Genomic DNA, 16,648 nt, shown 5'->3' with positions numbered 1-16,648 from the left:
CAGATTTCAGACATCAGACTATGATTCATTAACTTAATTACTATAAACCAGCAACTAATAACTAGCAACTAATAACTAGCAACCAGAAACTAGCAACTAACAAAGCTACCCAACTCCAAAACCCTCCAACTCGAAACTCGAAACCCGCAACTCAAATTATGCCGGCAGTGCCTTTCTAATGTTCTCAATATCTTTCTGGAAAACATCAAGGTCTTTTTCCAAGATTATTTCTTGGGTTCCCTTTTTTTGTATGACCAGTTCATCATACTTTTTTTTAAATAGGGAAGTAAGGGGTCTGTCCTTAAAAGCGAGTTCCTTTTCTCTGATGCTGAAATGATAGTCGGAAAATGGGTAATCAATTTTACCAATCTTTACACCATTTCCTGAAATCTCACACTTGTTTTTGAGGAAGGTCACGATCAGCAGAAACGGCATGATGACAAACCCGAATACGCTGAACAGACCAATACGATAGGTTGGACTTTTCTGTAAAATGATGCCGTCGATTAAATTGTACAATGATCCGATCATAATGAACGGAGCAAGAACCGCATAAAAGATCAGGACCTTTTTTGCCAAACATATTTTTAAACTCATCTCTAATCCATTTAAATTATTCCTGTTGATCAACGCTGCAGCGTTGGAATAAACAGTCATAAGCCTGCAATTTGTTCATTCTTAATGTAATGGAAAAGTAAGATATATTTTTCACCTTGACAAGTAAACTGATCAAGCGTTTACATCGAGAGTATTTCATAAAATATACTGCAAACAATAAATATTTTTCTTAAATTGAATTAGATAACAGATATTACAGTGGACATAGGCCTGGATCAAGACCTTTTCCGGTCACGAAAATATATGTTTTTCTGATCTCTTAAAACTAAAATAATGCAGTATCCAAAAATATCATTCCTTCTCATTTTATTTTCTTCTGTTGCTTTTTCCCAGACCTATAAAACGTCTTCAACAGCTTTGCCGGGGAAAGAATTTCCGAAAATAGATGCACAGAAAAAAGCGGAATTTCAGGTGTATTTTCCGGATGCTACATCTGTAATTTTAGAGGGTGGTGACGGAATGCAAAGTATACAATCTTCGGTTTCAAAAGGGAAAAACGGCTTTTGGAATGTTTCCACTTCAGCTATGGACATTGGATTTCATTATTACTGGTTTAATGTCGACGGGCAGCGCACAAACGACCCGAATGCACAATTATATTTTGGATACGGCCAGCCAACCAGCGGAATCGAAGTACCTTCCGGAGAAGATTTTTTCTTTGAGAAAAATGTAAAGCAAGGAAAAATCGTTAATGACAGTTTACATTCGAAAATTACACAGGGCAAGCGGAATTTTAAAGTATATCTTCCTGCTGGCTACGGGTCTAAGAAATTACCCGTTTTATATCTGTATCACGGAACCGGAGAAGATATTTCGGGATGGGAGAAACAAGGTTATATTGTAAACATTCTGGACAATCTTTTTGCGGAGAAAAAGGCGCAGGAAATGATCGTGGTGATGGATTATGGGGTAGCACTGAATCCGGAACAGGATAAAATGCCAGATGATTTTCCCAGAACGGTTCTTTCTTCCAAAAACTTAGACAAAATTGTTGTCGGGGAACTGATTCCATACATCGAAAAAAAATATAAAACGACTACTCAAAAAGCAATCGCCGGGCTTTCCCGCGGAAGTTATCAGGCCATGCTGATTGGAAGCAGTCATCCGGAAATGTTTTCTGCGATCGGGGTGTTCAGTCCGGTTATTTATGAAGGAACTGAAAGAGAACCTTTCAAAGAACTTCCTATCGGTAATTTACTAAAGTCTAAGAAAAAGCCTTATTTCTTTATCGGAATCGGGGAGAAGGAAGATAAGCGGTTTTTTCAGTTTAATAAGGAACTGACCACTTTTTTAAAGAAGAATAAGTATCCCTATTCCTTTTATGAATCTCCCGAAACCTATCATGAATGGCTCACGTGGAGAAGATCCCTGTACCAGTTTACCCAAAAGATTTTTAAGTAAAAAACAAAATACTTAAGATTAATCTGTTTACGGCCGGATGGAACTTCTTTTACTCGAAAAATTTATTATATTTTTGAATAGAGTTTCATCAGACCTCTATTTTTTTAATTGTTAAGCACAATCAACCGTGCACAGCAAACCACAATATTATGAAGAGAAGGTATCTCACTTATATTTTACTTTTTGGATTTCCTTTGTTTGGATGCCAGAATAAAGTGAACGCACAATCCACTTACCAGCAGGAATGGATGGCATTGAAACAGCAAAATGAAGCATTAGCCTTTGATGCTGATATACACCTGTCTGATGCTGAAACCGCATTGGATAAAAAATTTTTTCAGCTGCGAAAACAGCTTCTTACCGATACAAATAAACAGAAAATATCCTTATTTAACAGTTCCTTTGAGGAGCTAAAACCATTGATAGAAAGAAGTACACTATTTGAAATCTTCCAGTCAATGCCGAAAGGAGGTCTGCTGCATACGCACAGCGGAGGTTTTACCGATGTGAAGTGGGTGATTGCAACGGCCAGAAAGTATAAAGAAGCGTATGTGTATGATCAGGCGGATAATGACCAGTTTATCTTCGGTCAATTAGGTTTTTTTGAGGGAAAAGTTCCGGAAGGATTTGTGAGTCTTAATAAAAAACTCACTTCAGATCCTGGTTTTGAAAAGAAACTGGCGGATCTCCTTATCCTGAAGCGGGATCAGCTATGTACATATACCGATTACTGGATTGAATTTGAGAAACGTTTTAAGCGGATCAGTCTGCTCCTGCCTTACCGTCCTTTTTTCAAGGAATACTATAAAAAAGGCTTTATGGATTTGGTGCAAAACAATGTCCAGCATGTAGAAATCAGGTATATTTTTGAAGAACTTTATGATTTTAAGAAAGGCAAATACCCGCTGAAGACTTCCATTACGGATTTACAGGATATCGTTAAAGAAATACAGAAAGAACATCCGGAGTTCAGTTTAAAATTAATTTATTCAAGTTTTAAATTTTTAGATCCGAAAAGCATTGAAAAGCAGCTTGAAACAGCCTTTGAACTTAAAAAAGAATTTCCGGATGTGATTTCCGGCTTTGACCTTGTGGCGGATGAGGCTGCCGGGAACAGTGTTTATTCTTTCAGGGAAAACTGGGTGAAACTGGATGAACTGAGTAAAAAGTATGGCGTAAAAATGCCTCTTTTCCTTCATGCAGGCGAAAGCAATTCGGTGTTTAATAAAAATATCCTGGATATGTCTGTATTGAACAACCCAAGGATTGGACATGGTTTAAACCTGATCTATTTTCCAAAAACCATGGAATTGATCAAGAAACAAAACAAACTGGTTGAGGTAAGCCCGATCAGTAACCAGGTTTTAGGATACGTAAGTGATATGAGAAATCATCCTGCAAGAGTTTTGCTAAGTAACGGAATCCAGTGCTCCATCAACAGTGATGATCCGAGTGTTTATGGATATGAAGGTCTTGGCTATGATTTCTGGGTGGCTTTTGTGTATTGGGAACTTGATGTAAAAGCGCTTAAAAAGCTTGTTTTCAACTCAATCAACTATTCTTCGCTGAATGAAAGTGAAAAAAAGAAAGCCCTGACGCATCTGACTCAGCAATGGGATGATTTTGTTCAAAAAACAAATCAGAAACTTAAATAATGTGTCAAAAACGGTTGCTGTAGTATTGCCCGTAAACTTTTAGAATAGGTACACTTATGGTAAATGACTATAAAAAGTATGATCTGTTTGGAAAGACTTTTATGCAAAAAGTTGCATTGACTTCACCCTTCCATTTTGATTTTCCTGTGAATGAGCAGGCCTGTTTTCTCTATGTTTTGCAGGGAGAATTTCAATATAAAGTTGATAGCGAGGAAATTAATTTCCCTGCTAGTTATTCTTTGTTTTTAAACTGCATCACTTCAGGGAAACAGATTCATAATCCGACCATTCAGGAAAACTGTGAAATAGTCATTGTCACATTCTATCCTGACATCCTGAAGAAAATTTATGACAGGGAATTACCCTTACTGCTGCAACCTCCGAAAAACAGGGTTTCCAACCAATCCAACGGAAAAATAAATAATGATTTTCTGATCCAGAAATATGTGGAGGGATTACTGTTTTATTTTGAAAACCCATCTCTGGTCAATGAAGATATTCTTGTTTTAAAATTAAAGGAGATTATTTTACTGCTGTCACAAACAAAAAATGCGGAAGCCGTGCAGCTGATATTATCACAGTTATTTTCTCCCACGACGTATACTTTTAAGCAGATTATTGAAGCCAATCTGTTTTCGCAACTCACCATAGAAGAACTGGCCGAGCGAAATAACCTGAGTGTATCCTCCTTCAAAAGGGAATTCGCGAAACTCTATAATGACACCCCTGCGAGCTACATTAAAAATAAAAAACTGGAAAAAGCAGCCGAACTTCTGATCGTTTCTGACCAGCGAATCACCGATATTGCGTTTGATTGCGGATTCAATGATCTTGCCAATTTCACCAAAAGTTTTAATGATAAATATAATACCAGTCCGTCCAGTTACCGTCAGGAAAACAGATAAAAAGAAGACAGTATAGCTTTTCAAAGCCTACATAAATAGCAATCTTAAAGTTCATTTGAGGTTGCTTTTTTATGAACCAAAATGCCAAATAATTGAACGGAATCACAAAACCTTTTCCTTTTTTCTGTCGCAACTTTGCAATGTTCCCTTGAGCTTCAATATACAATATGAGGGAAAATAAAGGAATTAATATTTAAAAAAATTATAAAAATGGGACTATCAGGTTTAGGAATTTTCCATACGGTCATTGGCGTTGCTTCTATTGCAGGGGCATTAGTGGGATTTATTAGATACGGAAAAATCAGTTTAAAGGAATTATCAGGGAAGATTTATTTTTACGGAACATTGATCACTTCAGTCACCGCATTGGGAATCTCAAAACACGGAGGTTTTAATGCAGGACATGCTTTTTCGGTATTTATCATTCTGTTAATAGCTGTTGCGTATTTTCTATTTTCAAAAAAGGAGAGCAGTAAGAGAGCCCGTTATTTTGAGAATTTCCTCCTTTCCTTCAGCTTTTTTCTTTCGCTGGTACCAACAGTGAATGAAACTTTTACCCGTGTACCGGTTGGACATCCTTTAGCAAAAGATATTACAGATCCGATTATTGGTAAAACGCTTCTGTTTCTTTTCATCCTTTTTATCGCCGGGTCTGTTTATCAGTATTTCAGACAAAAAAAGGTTAATAAAGAGACTTCGGTGTATTTGGAAGGTTAGTGGAATTGAAATCCAATGAAGTTGATAAACAGAAAAGAGGCTGTCTCAAAATTGCGGCAGCCTCTTATGTATCTCTAAAGAATGAATCTTAAGCGACTTATTTTTTAGGTTTCAAAGAGAAGTTATCTACATAAACGGCCTGATGAACACCATTCAGCATTACTTTCAGACCCAAATGAGTGTCTTTTTGTAAAGTGATTTCAAATGTTTTTTTGTCCCCTGTTATCTTGGATGGCTTAGCTATTGAAACATACGATTTTGCATCGGATGCATTGCTTATGGAGAACAGTTCCAGGGTAGTTTCTCCTCCGTTATCTGAAACATCAAGGGTCAGTGTATAAGTTCCTCCTTTAATTTTTGGAGTTACTAAATACATATTTTCTCCCGGGTTGGTCATCGAATAAAATATGATTTTTTTGTCACCGGCATAAAGCATTGCTTTCCCCTGTTGGGCCGTCCAGCATTTGTTCATCTCTTTCCAGGCATCAAAATTTTCTGTAATGGTGGATACGGTGGTACACTGTGCTTTTGCTGTTAGAAATCCTCCTAAAGTCACTATTCCTGCAAATACGATTCTTCTCATATATTGTTTACATATTATCTCGTAAAAATAGGGAAAAAAGGTCACATCGGAAAGTTATTTTTAATTAATCCAGATTAAAATAAAGAAGATGAGAAGTTGAATTGAACCATAACATAAGCAGCTGATCCTCTCACTATGGACGAACCAATCCGTATTCCATGGCTAATTTTATGGCCGTGCTTAAGTTGGTGGTTTTGAATTTAACGATCAGGTTTTTGCGGTGACTTTCTACTGTGTGTGGGCTTATAAATAGCTTATCGGCTATTTGAATGGTGGTAAGACCTAAAGATGCTTCCAGTAAGATTTCCTTTTCTCTGCGGGTTAATTTGGGAACTGCATTCAATCCCGAATTCGTTTTCATCTCTACAATTTTTTGGGTCTGATTGCACAGGAATTTCTCACCCTTAAGGATCGTTTGTATGCCCAAAATGATTTCCGTGACCAGCGCATTCTTTTGGATGTAGCCCATAGCACCTTCTTCCAAAGTACTGTTGATGACGGCAAACTCATTATGCACACTCAGCATCATGATCTGGGTAGCCGGATATTTTTTCAATATAGGTTTAATCAAATCTATACTGTTACTATCGGAAAGGTTAATGTCTAGTAATAAAACATCTATAATCTGGTTGTCCAGTCCTGTAAGAAGTTCACTTGAAGAAGAGTAGCAGCCGACAATCGTAAAATTCTCCTGCTGGGAAAGAATGTTTTTTAAGCCTTCCAGCAATAATGGGTGATCATCGGTTATCGCAATTTTAATCATGGTTTGTTTTTATTTTGGAAATTTAATTTCAATATTGGTTCCTATATGGATCTGGGATTCTATCTGAAGAGTGCCTTTCAGGAACTCAACGCGTGAACGGATGTTGTGAAAACCTGCGGAATGAGCGTGATTCAGGATCTTGGTGTCAAAGCCTTCTCCATCGTCTTCCACGATAATAACATAATCGGTTTCATTTTCGATAAACTGAATAATGATTTGTTCTGCAGCGGCATGTTTTACGGCATTATTGACCAATTCCTGTACAATTCGGTATACCAGCAGCTGACTTTCCAGCGGTAACTGATTTGAATAATGTAGAAACTGGACATCAACATCCAACGTCGGAGTAGCCATCCGGGAAACATATTCCATCAAGGTTTCCTGAAGGCCATACTTCAGTAACAGATCCGGCATCAGATTATGCGCAACACGGCGAAGTTCGTCCACTGCAATATCGATTTGTGCCATGGATCGCTCTATTTGTGGCTGATGGTGATCGCTGGATTTATCCTTTAATAAAAACAGATTCATTTTGGTTCCGGACAGTAAACTTCCAAGGCCGTCGTGCAGATCCCGGGCTATTCTTCCTCTTTCCTGTTCCTGACCTTCCAGCATCAGCGTAAGATTGGATATTTTTGAGTCTTGTATCACCTTATCCATTTCGAGAAGATGTAATTTTTCTTTTTGCTTAATGCCTTTTGTCCTCTGAAAATAGGCATACAGCAGCAAAATGAGCAGTAAAGAAACAGAAGCGATCAACCCGATATAAAAGGTATTGATTTTCTCCTTATAATCCACGCGGGCTTTATACAGATCGACTTCCCGTTTTCTGTTAGAGGATTCCAGCTGTGATAAACGGAGTTCCTGAGCTTTTTTACTGTTTTCTATTTCAGTTAATTCCAGTTTTCTAAACTGATTTTCTTTCGTTAATTCCAGATTTTCCAGTTTCTGAGCTTGTTGCAGACTGTGCCAGCCCATTTCCTTAAGACGCTGTTCCTGCTTTTCAGAGGCCAGCTGTAGACTGAGCAACTGCTGCTTTTGTTTCTCCCTTTCATACTGGATCTCCAGTCTTTTACCCAGGGCAGAATTTTTCTGATCATAAATCTGCTTAAAGGTTTCTATATATTTCTTTTGGTAAAATATGGCTTCTTTAAAATTATTTTCATTTTGAAAAAGTTGGGAGAGATTTTCAAAAATAGAAAGCTTGACCTGCGGATCTTCGATATTATTATACTCCGATTCTGCCAATGCCGTCATCAGATAGTTTTTCGCTTCTTCCTGATGACCATTCTGCAAAGCTAATTCTGCCAGAATACCGTTTGCGGAGGCTGCATGGTCGTGATTTCCTGTTGCGGTACCCTGGGTTTTAGCGAGATTGGCATAATACAGCACCTTATCTCTGTAGGATTCAGGGAAATAATTTAAATACAGATTCGCCAGATTAATCGCTACAAAAGAAAGCGTGGAAGGAATAGGCATACGCGCCTTATTGGCTTTATACGTCTCTATTGCTTTGAGGTAATACGATTCTGCCAGGTTGATAAACGCTTTATTATCGGTAGATTCATAACGTTTTTCATACATATAGCCCATCGCCATATAAGAATCGAATAAATTCATGGGATCTTTCTGCTGTAACGCAATTTCCAACGATAACTTACTGTATTTCTCCTGAAGCTGGTACTCATTCCAGTCGGCATAAATACTGTTTAATTCCCGGTATACCGATGCTTTTCTATTATTTAAACTTTCAGAATTGGGTGCTTTTTCATACAGCGAGAGGGCTTTTAAAAAATAGCGAACCGCCTCAGCTTCTTTATTATTCCGGGCACGGATCCACCCAATTCCATAGGCTACATAGCCTTTTGTTTCCTGATCTTTTGTTTTTGTTTCGTAGAACTGGGCGAGTCTGGATGCATTTTCATAGGCTTTAACATTGTCCAGCAGTCTGTAATTGATCGCAGCTATAATATATAAATAGGCCGCATATTTTCCGTCCGGTTCCTTTTTAGCATAAGCAATATTTTCATTTAAAATGGCAATTGCTTTATCTTCCTGTTTATTGAAAAATAGAGCCTGTGCATATTTGCCCGTCATCATCATTCTCTGGGTACTTCCCGGTTTGTACTTTTTGTACAGCTGTTCCGGGCTGTTGGAAAGTTCCTGGGCTGATGCAGCATGACCCGCTAAGACAAGACATAGAAAGAGAATGGGGAAGCGTAAAAAGGAAAAAAAATTAATCAGCATTGTTCAGGATATAGAGAAGGCAAAGTTATTACTTTGCGGTTTCTCACGGGTTATATTTCATATTCAATTTAAATAAAATGACAGTGAATACCGTCATAGATGAGCCCCTTCATAGATAAAGCCAAAACTCGTTATTCTTGTGCGTTTTTTCAATCCCTGTTTTCAGCTAATTTCAGGGATGAGACCAAACTGAACAAATTGGCTGAAAACAGGGATGTTTTATCATGATTTTTTTGCACAAATTTGCCATTAGTATTTGTGGAGACCAATTATATAATCAAAATGGAGATGAAATAAGATGTAATTTTGATTCAGAAGGTGTGCCCATCGTCGGAAGCCTATCATCAATAAAAGAGCAAAACAATGAAGAAAACAATTTTGATTTTTTTACCCTTACTCATGACGATTTCCTGTAAAGATAAAAAGCAGGAAACAAAAAATAAAACAGCACCTCCTCAGGAACAGGTTCAGCTTAGTAAAGATTCAACGGATCTGAAACAGAATCCGGTTGAAGAACCAATGGAGGCTATCAGTATTCTTCTCCCTAGAGAATACCGGGACTTTGGAAAAGAAAACGAAGTCAACGGACTTGCAAAGGATTGGCTGGACTTATATCAAAAGGACGGAAAATTTTATTTGGGTAAAGCTGACTATACCGTCACAAAAGGGTTTTCTGAATGTTCAGGAGATTCTACGAAAATCATTCATTCTAAAAATAACAGTCTTTTACTCATAGGTCATTCACAATTGACATTGGGTGAAATAAAGACAGTGAAAATTGCGAAGAATAAAATTTGGCCAACAGAAAAACTAAAATTCCGCTTTGGAAATGAAGAATATACATTGCGGGCAGAAGGAAAAGTGCTTTCATCAGAAAAAGTACACACAGATGAGGGAGAGGAACTCTATCAGAATGTAAAGGATTATAAGCTTTATTTGTCAGCTAATAATGCTCCGGAAACTTTGTTCTTACAGGAAGAATCATTCAATGATACTTTTGTTGAATTGCTTTTCATAGGAGATATTGACAAGGATGGAAAACCTGATTTTATTTTCGGGGCCAACAGAGATTATGAGGAAGAACGAGTGATTCTCTATCTTTCTTCCCAGGCGAAAAAAGGAAAGTTGATTAAAAAAGCAGCAGAAATAGCCATTCAGTTTGATTGTTAAAACCGTTGAAAGAGAAAATAGTAAAACAATGAGAAAGACCGTTTTTAATCTTTTGTTGTTAGGAACAGTGATTTCCTGCCAGGAAAAAATACAGAATTCAGAGAACAAAGAAAATCAATACATCAATGAAGCTGAGGCTGCCCGTAATGATTCAGTAAATGCTCAGTTTTCTTTTATGAACGTTCCAATGGAAGAATTACCGGTATCGGAAACCACCAGGTTTGAGACTTTTGACGAAGCATATAGAAAAAAACATCCTTCAGCAAGAGTATATACCAAACTGTCCAATGAACAGGTAGAAAAGCTGGGTTTGCAGAAGTGGTTGAAATTCGGTAAAAACGTTACAGTCAATTACCAGCTGTCCTTTCCCGGAAACTTCAAAACTTTTGTATTGACTTATCTCGACAGGGACAGTGAACTTAAAACGCTTATGGTAACGTTTGATAGAAACTATAAAAAAATTGACGAACTGCTGGTTGCTTATGATGGAAGTCCCAGGTTTTCGAATTCGACCACAAGCTCGATTTCCAGTTCTAATATCTCGGTGCAGAACGTTTATAGGGCATCGAGACGATCAGAAACCATAAACTCGTCATACCTCATCAGGGAAACGGGTAAATTTGAAAGGCGGAAAAAATAAACCATGAAAACAAGCAAGATCTGTAAAACTCATCCATCCATTCCTCTTTTATTATTTTATTTCGAAACGGGGGTAAGGGCACAAATTAGCTGAAAGCAGGGATTTTATACGGTGATGCTTTTACAGATCTTTGTTTATAATTATTTCGGACACCAAAACACAATGATGAAATTTTTCTATGGGTCCGGAAAAGATGATGCAGAACTATAAGGAGAGGAGGTGAAATTGCCTGTCTAAACCATTTAAAAATATGAGAAAATTATTTACATCAGCGGTTTTTGCCCTGATCATAAGCATCCACGTCAGTGCACAGGAAAAACTGTACTTTGATGAAAACTGGGAGAAAACCACTCAGAGCAAAATGCAGTATTACCGGGAAACAGAGCGTAATGGAAAACTCACTTTAATCAGAGACTTTTATAAGAACGGAACACTTCAGATGGAAGGCCTTGTTTCTGATGCTACACCGGGAAATGAAGTCTATGAAGGTAAAATCACATGGTACACTGCGGAAGGCAAAGTACTGAGTACAGGGACGTTCTCCGGAGGTAACCAGGTAGGACCGGCTAAGACGTTTGATCAGCAGGGAAGAGTTCAGGAGGATCTGGTGTATAAAGCGGACGGTACGTTTACAGGGACCATCTACAACTATAAAAACCCGGAAGAAATGTCTTATAACAATACGGTTACCACGTATGATACTCCCGACAGTTTCAAATCGGTTGTATATGATGAAGATATTAAAGGAATCCGTTATGAAACCATCAGCAACAGCAAAGAAGAACTGTTTGAAACTAAATACTATGGCGATAAAGGGAAATATATCGGATCAAACAGCACCGGGAATTCCAGCGATAAGGTTTTGGTGGAGTATTATCAGGACCCGATGAAGGTTTCTAAAATTGAAAAACAGAACAAAGACGGAATCGTAACAGAAATTACCATCTACTCCAAAAACGGTGGAATTCTTCAGGAAGACAAGAAAAACAAAAAAGGCGGCTATCAGAAAACCTATGATGAAACGGGTAAGCAGATCGGTAATCTTACCTACCTGTATGATAAGGAAACTGAGTATTACAAGCCACAGGACGGCGAGGATTATCAGTTTAATTATGAATTTTCCGGCTTCTCAGCGATCGATGTTTATAAAAACGGCTCTTTAATCCTGAATAAATATTTTGATGAAAATGGAAAATTATCTTCCGAGCAGTTCGTAAAAGAGGAAATGACTCAGGAGATTAAATATTATCATCCGGACGGAAAACAAAAAGGCGCATTAGCTTATAAAGACGGTATGCCTTATGATGGAACGTTGTACGAAGGACTTATTGAACAGAAGTACAAGGATGGTCTTTTAATACATTCCAAATCTTTCAGGGACGAGGAAAAATTAAAAGTGGAAACAAAGATTAATGCAGATCAGAGTGGATACAATTCTACGGTTTATGATGAGAAAGGAGCTATTACTTACACCTACAGCCAACCGCTGGAACAGGAGGATGGTTTCACGGGGCAGATTGTGCAGTATGTCAAAGGAAAAGCGGCCAATAAATCGGTGGTAAAAGATGGCATCCTTCAAAGCGGAAAAATCAAATATAAATCTGAGTACGGTTTCAAAGAGCTGGAACGCAGTGGAAAGTGGATTCTGGTTAAAATTTCTAACCCGGAAGGGAAATTAATTCAGGAGTCTAAAGTCCTTGCAGAAATGGAAGAGACAGATCTTTACAGCCCGCTCAACACATTGATCACAGAAGCTGATCTTCAGTATGAATTTTATGAATCTTTATAAAGTAGTCTGATTTTAAAAGAGTTATGGGTTATAAATGATGAGTGATGAGTTTCAGGGGTAAGAGTAGGGAATTAGGATCAATTGCAAAATTTGGGGAACCGATAAGCTTTTTTAAACGCAAAGCTTCATCTTCTTAACGTTTAGTTTTGAGGAAGGCAAAGAATATGACTGCGTCACTGATGAAGCTATCGGTATACAACATCCGCTTAATCGAATCAATGAAATTGATTCCGCCTTTGCTTCCCTTTATTAACAGGATCATCAGTTTCTTTGCGTCAAAAAAGCTTATCTCTTACACAGGTTTTGAAGTTGATCCAGTATACGGATTTGAGAGGTCGTTCCTAGTTTAAACCCCACATCCCGAAACATCACGAACTCCTAAAATTCGAAAAAAAATCTCAAATCTCTACTTCCATATCTGAAATCTGAAATCTGAAATCTGAAATCTGATGTCTGAAATCTAAAAAATATCTTAACCACGCCATCAACAACATACCATGATCAATAACAAACTTTTAATTCTTTCCCTTCTCGCTGCCCTGAGCATTTCAAGCTGTAAGAACGATAAAAAACAACAACCCAAAAACGAAATAACCCGAAAACCCACCAATCATAAGTCATCCAGCCAACCGCAGGAAAATCATTCACCAAAATCAAATCTCAATACAAAGGACAACGTGGTTTTATCACAAAAACACAGTCCAAATACAATTTCCTGCGATTTGGATGGAGACCATTTACCGGACACGGTGAAAATTGTTCAAAACACAGACAATAAAAAATACGGCCTGGAAATTATGTTCGGCGACAAAGAAGTGGAATATCTCGGCATGGGAAAAGAGATTTTGGGTCAGGGATTTGATGATATCGATTGGGTCGGCGTATTTGAAAAAGCGCCCAAAGGTGAAATCTACTGGAATAACGTCAATGAAAATGGAGACATCATGAGCGATGAAGAGGTAAAGGAATCCGATAAAATCAAACTGCCCAATGACGGAATTTTCATTCATCAGGAAGAAGCCTGTGGCGGTGGCATCATCTATTTGAAAGACGGGAAATTTGAATGGATACAGCAGGAGTAGAATAGCCGGATGTATACAGGTTTTAATAATTGTTCATCGGAAAACCGAATACTTAAAAACTTTTAAGTATTATTGAAAGAAGTAAGAGTAGGTGTCCAAAACCAAATTCCTATTGTAAAGAACTTAAAGCCAAATAAAAACGATGAAGATCAATTATTCAATGCTGCTGTATCTTTTATGCATTCCTTTAGGGTGGAATTTTGCCTTGTCTGGTGTTGAAAATTTGTCAGCTTCACGGACAGTATGTTTCATGATAGCTTTATTGCTGACTATGTATGGAGGATTTCTTAATGCGAAACATCAAATGAAATACCGGTCTGTTCTTTGGATATTTTTCGTCAATCTGCTTTTAATATTGGGGTATATCGTTTCAAATGGAGGCACTGGAAATGCTTCTATATTCAGTGGCGACAATTGGACATTAGGGTTTTTCCTGGTGCATTATTGGCTGAATATGCATTGGACTTATTTAAGTTTTTTAAATATTCCATTGTTTGATAATGATTTTTCCTTTTTATTGATTGGGATGTGCAGTTCTTTTCTATTTCCGTCGATTGGTTTTCTGATAGGGAAATTTTGGTGCAAAAGATCAGATAAGCTGATGAAATAAAGAAGTAGTAAGAGTTTACTTTCTGAAATTGAAGTAAAGGATTTAGTAATTGATATATTTAGAATCCCTCGATGAGTTGAGGGATTTTTGTTTTTGTGACTGAAACTATTAATCACCGTATGTACCTGAACTTGCAGAATTGTTGGAATACAGTAAGGCTAAATAACGTCCATGATCATCGTGTATTTATCAATTCCTTTACTAAATCCGTCCGGAACAATCTCTATCGTTCTAAACCCATTCTTTTCATAAAACTCAGCGGTATGCTGTGAGGTTTCAATTTTGTAGGGTATGGAAGGATACGTTTTTCTTAACAAATCGATTCTGTATTGGGTAAAGGCTTTTCCAATTCCTTTTCCATGGTAATCGGCATGAACCATTCCCCAGGATAATCCTCCAAGATGATCCCTTGTATCTAAGAAAAATCCACCACATCCTACTACCTGACCATCGATTTTTACCACGAAATAATTCTCTTCGGTATCATCATCCAGAAAGCTTTCAAAGAGCGGCAACTCTTCGCTCGCAAAAAATTTAGGTTGATTACTCTTAAAGATTTGGATACAATCTTCTCTGAAAATTTTGGTGTAATTGATGATTTTCATAAATAGGTGTTGGGTAGTACCAAGATACAGGAAATTTTGTAATTACGGTTTTAGTATATTACATTAGATATCTGCTGTTTTCAGTTGGCGCAAGCGTAATACTTTTGCCTAAGAACTCTAATCGAATGAAATCCAAGTATTTACGGTATCGTGGAAGATAGAATACAAAGAGGAGAATTATCAATAATGTAGAAGATAGCTTGTCTGGATCTGTCTTACACTTTTGGGTGATTTTTTAAAGTGTCTATTGTCAAAATTAAATATTTCTTTAGATTTGATCATAATAACCCATAAAAAACTACAACCATGCTTATCGAATTTAAACAAATTAATAATTTGCTTATCTCTGTTAATTTTAATCACATCTGTTCATTTGAGTCACATCCCAAAGGTGGAACTATAATAAGGACAATAGATGGATTTTCTTTTGTTGCCGCCGATCCATACAATTTAGTGGGCAATAAAATCCTAAATATGATTAAACCAAGACCGAGATCAAAGGCAACAGATGAGACAAAGAAATCTAAAGCTTAAGCTATCAGCCTTCTCTTAGAGAGGGCTTTTTCTTTATTTAATCCCTTTGCTGCCGAAAGCATCCCACTTCTATCCTAGAACTATAATCGGATACAAGCCAAAGGCTCGCATCAGTATGTGATGGATAACAAAAAAATCCCAACTCACGTCAGGATTTATTATATATATTGTTTTTGAAATCTATTTAAGAAGCGACCATATTAAAACCCCAATTCCCGCATAAGCAGTCACCGTAATAATATCAGCTATAGGTTGTGAAAAGCGTTTTTCCGCAATTTTCTCACCATTGATCTGGTTCTTATGGAATTTCAGAATTTTTTTAGGATTACTAATCGGATGGGCCACCAGACTGTCGCTTTCCCATTTGTCAACGATGATTTTATAGCTCTTGCCATCAACGTCAATTTTAAATTTTTTATTAGGAGCAAGTTTCTCCTGAACATTAACCGGAACAGGTGCTGGCTGTGAATTCGGGTTTTGAGATTCCGCTATTGAAGTTTTCATTGGCATAGAAGCATCATTAACAGAAGCTGCATTCTTTTTAGATTCCTGCTTATGATCGGACACAGGATCCACTTGCTTTTTAACCTGATACGTATAGCAACTGCTAAGGGAAAATAATATAATGATGAGATAAAAATTCTTTTGCATTGGCCAAATTTAAGAATTAAACGGAATATTTATGATTTTCTTTTGAAAGATATTGTTAAAAATCGACACTGATGCAGGCATCTCTCTTATGTCCATTACAATAATCGGACATGGGGCAGAGGATGACTTCAGTTTGTGACTCCAGGATCCATTAATTTTTGTTTGAAAAAAATGTTCTGACCTCCAACTTCTTCGTCTAATTTCGGATAAAAATATTTTTCGTAAAGTTTAATATATATTGAAATAAAAAAATAAAATTCTGATTTTTGCCTCTAAAAAATACATAGGTACCACAAATAGGCAAAAAAATATTATTTTCTGATCAACTATTTGATGGATTCACAATAAAAATATATTTTTGCACTCAACAACATAAAATCCTGCTGGATAATGGTTGTTTCAAAAAAAAACTAAAAACCAAAAACTAACCTTGAAAACTAATTATCATGAAAATGAACACAACTACACTGCATTTCATTTTACCCATTCATCACTACTCATTGTTTCCAACAATTTAAAACACAGTAAGTACTCAAAATTTCTCTAGAGCACAAGTCGTATTGAACCGATACGGCTGATTCTAATATTTCCATTCATCAGATGGAGACTATGCTATGTAATGAAAATATTACAGGCGTTTCTGTTATCGATTCGGAAAAAGAAGGGGCTTTAGTGATG

15 protein-coding genes are annotated in these 16,648 nt (G+C 37.1%); 9 read left to right on the top strand and 6 right to left on the bottom strand.

All coding sequences use genetic code 11. From position 1 onward, the window contains the following. Positions 1 to 156 precede the first annotated feature (156 nt). Positions 157 to 657: a hypothetical protein gene (locus BM143_RS02590; RefSeq protein WP_090022700.1), complete on the bottom strand. Its 501-nt coding sequence runs from the start codon at positions 655 to 657 to the stop codon at positions 157 to 159. A gap of 234 nt (positions 658 to 891) precedes the next feature. Between BM143_RS02590 and BM143_RS02585 the strand changes: the two genes are divergently transcribed. From BM143_RS02585 to BM143_RS02570, 4 genes are all read left to right on the top strand, one after another. Then, positions 892 to 2,019 carry an alpha/beta hydrolase-fold protein gene (locus tag BM143_RS02585; protein WP_090022698.1) on the top strand — a complete coding sequence of 376 codons (1,128 nt, stop codon included), beginning with the start codon at positions 892 to 894 and terminating at the stop codon, positions 2,017 to 2,019. Between the two features lie 149 nt (positions 2,020 to 2,168). Then, positions 2,169 to 3,674 (top strand): amidohydrolase family protein, encoded by a 1,506-nt coding sequence (locus BM143_RS02580; protein WP_090022695.1) that lies wholly within the window; start codon positions 2,169 to 2,171, stop codon positions 3,672 to 3,674. Between the two features lie 56 nt (positions 3,675 to 3,730). Next, a complete protein-coding gene (locus BM143_RS02575) occupies positions 3,731 to 4,579 on the top strand; it encodes a helix-turn-helix domain-containing protein (protein ID WP_090022693.1) in 849 nt (282 codons plus the stop codon). A 210-nt stretch (positions 4,580 to 4,789) separates the two neighbouring features. Beyond that, positions 4,790 to 5,296, top strand: coding sequence for a hypothetical protein (locus tag BM143_RS02570; protein WP_072922253.1), 507 nt, complete (start codon positions 4,790 to 4,792; stop codon positions 5,294 to 5,296). A 97-nt stretch (positions 5,297 to 5,393) separates the two neighbouring features. On the opposite strand, the gene BM143_RS02565 is transcribed toward BM143_RS02570, so the two are convergent. The 3 genes from BM143_RS02565 to BM143_RS02555 all read right to left on the bottom strand — a co-directional run bounded on the left by BM143_RS02565 (position 5,394) and on the right by BM143_RS02555 (position 8,889). Beyond that, entirely contained in the window at positions 5,394 to 5,879 is a 486-nt protein-coding gene (locus BM143_RS02565; RefSeq protein ID WP_090022690.1) for a hypothetical protein, read from the bottom strand. Positions 5,880 to 6,012: 133 nt separating this feature from the next. Beyond that, positions 6,013 to 6,642: a response regulator transcription factor gene (locus BM143_RS02560; protein ID WP_090022687.1), complete on the bottom strand. Its 630-nt coding sequence runs from the start codon at positions 6,640 to 6,642 to the stop codon at positions 6,013 to 6,015. A 9-nt stretch (positions 6,643 to 6,651) separates the two neighbouring features. Continuing rightward, entirely contained in the window at positions 6,652 to 8,889 is a 2,238-nt protein-coding gene (locus tag BM143_RS02555; RefSeq protein WP_090022684.1) for a sensor histidine kinase, read from the bottom strand. A gap of 363 nt (positions 8,890 to 9,252) precedes the next feature. On the opposite strand from BM143_RS02555, the gene BM143_RS02545 reads away from it, so the two are divergent. The 4 genes from BM143_RS02545 to BM143_RS02530 all read left to right on the top strand — a co-directional run bounded on the left by BM143_RS02545 (position 9,253) and on the right by BM143_RS02530 (position 13,570). After that, positions 9,253 to 10,059: a hypothetical protein gene (locus BM143_RS02545; protein WP_139221969.1), complete on the top strand. Its 807-nt coding sequence runs from the start codon at positions 9,253 to 9,255 to the stop codon at positions 10,057 to 10,059. Positions 10,060 to 10,087: 28 nt separating this feature from the next. Further along, positions 10,088 to 10,699 (top strand): hypothetical protein, encoded by a 612-nt coding sequence (locus tag BM143_RS02540; protein ID WP_090022677.1) that lies wholly within the window; start codon positions 10,088 to 10,090, stop codon positions 10,697 to 10,699. Positions 10,700 to 10,949: 250 nt separating this feature from the next. Further along, complete coding sequence (locus BM143_RS02535) at positions 10,950 to 12,488, top strand: hypothetical protein (protein WP_090022674.1); 1,539 nt, start codon at positions 10,950 to 10,952, stop codon at positions 12,486 to 12,488. Positions 12,489 to 12,985: 497 nt separating this feature from the next. Further along, the gene (locus BM143_RS02530) at positions 12,986 to 13,570 is read left to right on the top strand and encodes a hypothetical protein (RefSeq protein ID WP_090022672.1); all 585 of its coding nucleotides are present in this window, start codon (positions 12,986 to 12,988) and stop codon (positions 13,568 to 13,570) included. 768 nt (positions 13,571 to 14,338) lie between these two features. Here BM143_RS02530 and BM143_RS02520 read toward each other — a convergent pair. Then, positions 14,339 to 14,785: a GNAT family N-acetyltransferase gene (locus BM143_RS02520; RefSeq protein WP_090022667.1), complete on the bottom strand. Its 447-nt coding sequence runs from the start codon at positions 14,783 to 14,785 to the stop codon at positions 14,339 to 14,341. 306 nt (positions 14,786 to 15,091) lie between these two features. Between BM143_RS02520 and BM143_RS02515 the strand changes: the two genes are divergently transcribed. After that, positions 15,092 to 15,319 (top strand): hypothetical protein, encoded by a 228-nt coding sequence (locus BM143_RS02515; protein ID WP_090022664.1) that lies wholly within the window; start codon positions 15,092 to 15,094, stop codon positions 15,317 to 15,319. Between the two features lie 180 nt (positions 15,320 to 15,499). On the opposite strand, the gene BM143_RS02510 is transcribed toward BM143_RS02515, so the two are convergent. Then, positions 15,500 to 15,970, bottom strand: a complete 471-nt coding sequence (locus tag BM143_RS02510; protein WP_090022663.1) for a hypothetical protein — start codon at positions 15,968 to 15,970, stop codon at positions 15,500 to 15,502. Between the last annotated feature and the right edge of the window lie 678 nt (positions 15,971 to 16,648).

The sequence above is a fragment of the Chryseobacterium oleae genome (genome assembly GCF_900115055.1).
GTDB lineage: Bacteria > Bacteroidota > Bacteroidia > Flavobacteriales > Weeksellaceae > Chryseobacterium > Chryseobacterium oleae.
This window is presented reverse-complemented; position numbering and strand designations above follow the sequence as displayed.

Coding starts and splice junctions, on each gene's coding strand:
- BM143_RS02510 (WP_090022663.1), bottom strand. CDS start 15,970: ATGCAAAAGAATTTTTATCTCATCATTATATTATTTTCCCTTAGCAGT.
- BM143_RS02585 (WP_090022698.1), top strand. CDS start 892: ATGCAGTATCCAAAAATATCATTCCTTCTCATTTTATTTTCTTCTGTT.
- BM143_RS02540 (WP_090022677.1), top strand. CDS start 10,088: ATGAGAAAGACCGTTTTTAATCTTTTGTTGTTAGGAACAGTGATTTCC.
- BM143_RS02555 (WP_090022684.1), bottom strand. CDS start 8,889: ATGCTGATTAATTTTTTTTCCTTTTTACGCTTCCCCATTCTCTTTCTA.
- BM143_RS02575 (WP_090022693.1), top strand. CDS start 3,731: ATGGTAAATGACTATAAAAAGTATGATCTGTTTGGAAAGACTTTTATG.
- BM143_RS02565 (WP_090022690.1), bottom strand. CDS start 5,879: ATGAGAAGAATCGTATTTGCAGGAATAGTGACTTTAGGAGGATTTCTA.
- BM143_RS02570 (WP_072922253.1), top strand. CDS start 4,790: ATGGGACTATCAGGTTTAGGAATTTTCCATACGGTCATTGGCGTTGCT.
- BM143_RS02535 (WP_090022674.1), top strand. CDS start 10,950: ATGAGAAAATTATTTACATCAGCGGTTTTTGCCCTGATCATAAGCATC.
- BM143_RS02515 (WP_090022664.1), top strand. CDS start 15,092: ATGCTTATCGAATTTAAACAAATTAATAATTTGCTTATCTCTGTTAAT.
- BM143_RS02590 (WP_090022700.1), bottom strand. CDS start 657: ATGACTGTTTATTCCAACGCTGCAGCGTTGATCAACAGGAATAATTTA.
- BM143_RS02580 (WP_090022695.1), top strand. CDS start 2,169: ATGAAGAGAAGGTATCTCACTTATATTTTACTTTTTGGATTTCCTTTG.
- BM143_RS02530 (WP_090022672.1), top strand. CDS start 12,986: ATGATCAATAACAAACTTTTAATTCTTTCCCTTCTCGCTGCCCTGAGC.
- BM143_RS02545 (WP_139221969.1), top strand. CDS start 9,253: ATGAAGAAAACAATTTTGATTTTTTTACCCTTACTCATGACGATTTCC.
- BM143_RS02560 (WP_090022687.1), bottom strand. CDS start 6,642: ATGATTAAAATTGCGATAACCGATGATCACCCATTATTGCTGGAAGGC.
- BM143_RS02520 (WP_090022667.1), bottom strand. CDS start 14,785: ATGAAAATCATCAATTACACCAAAATTTTCAGAGAAGATTGTATCCAA.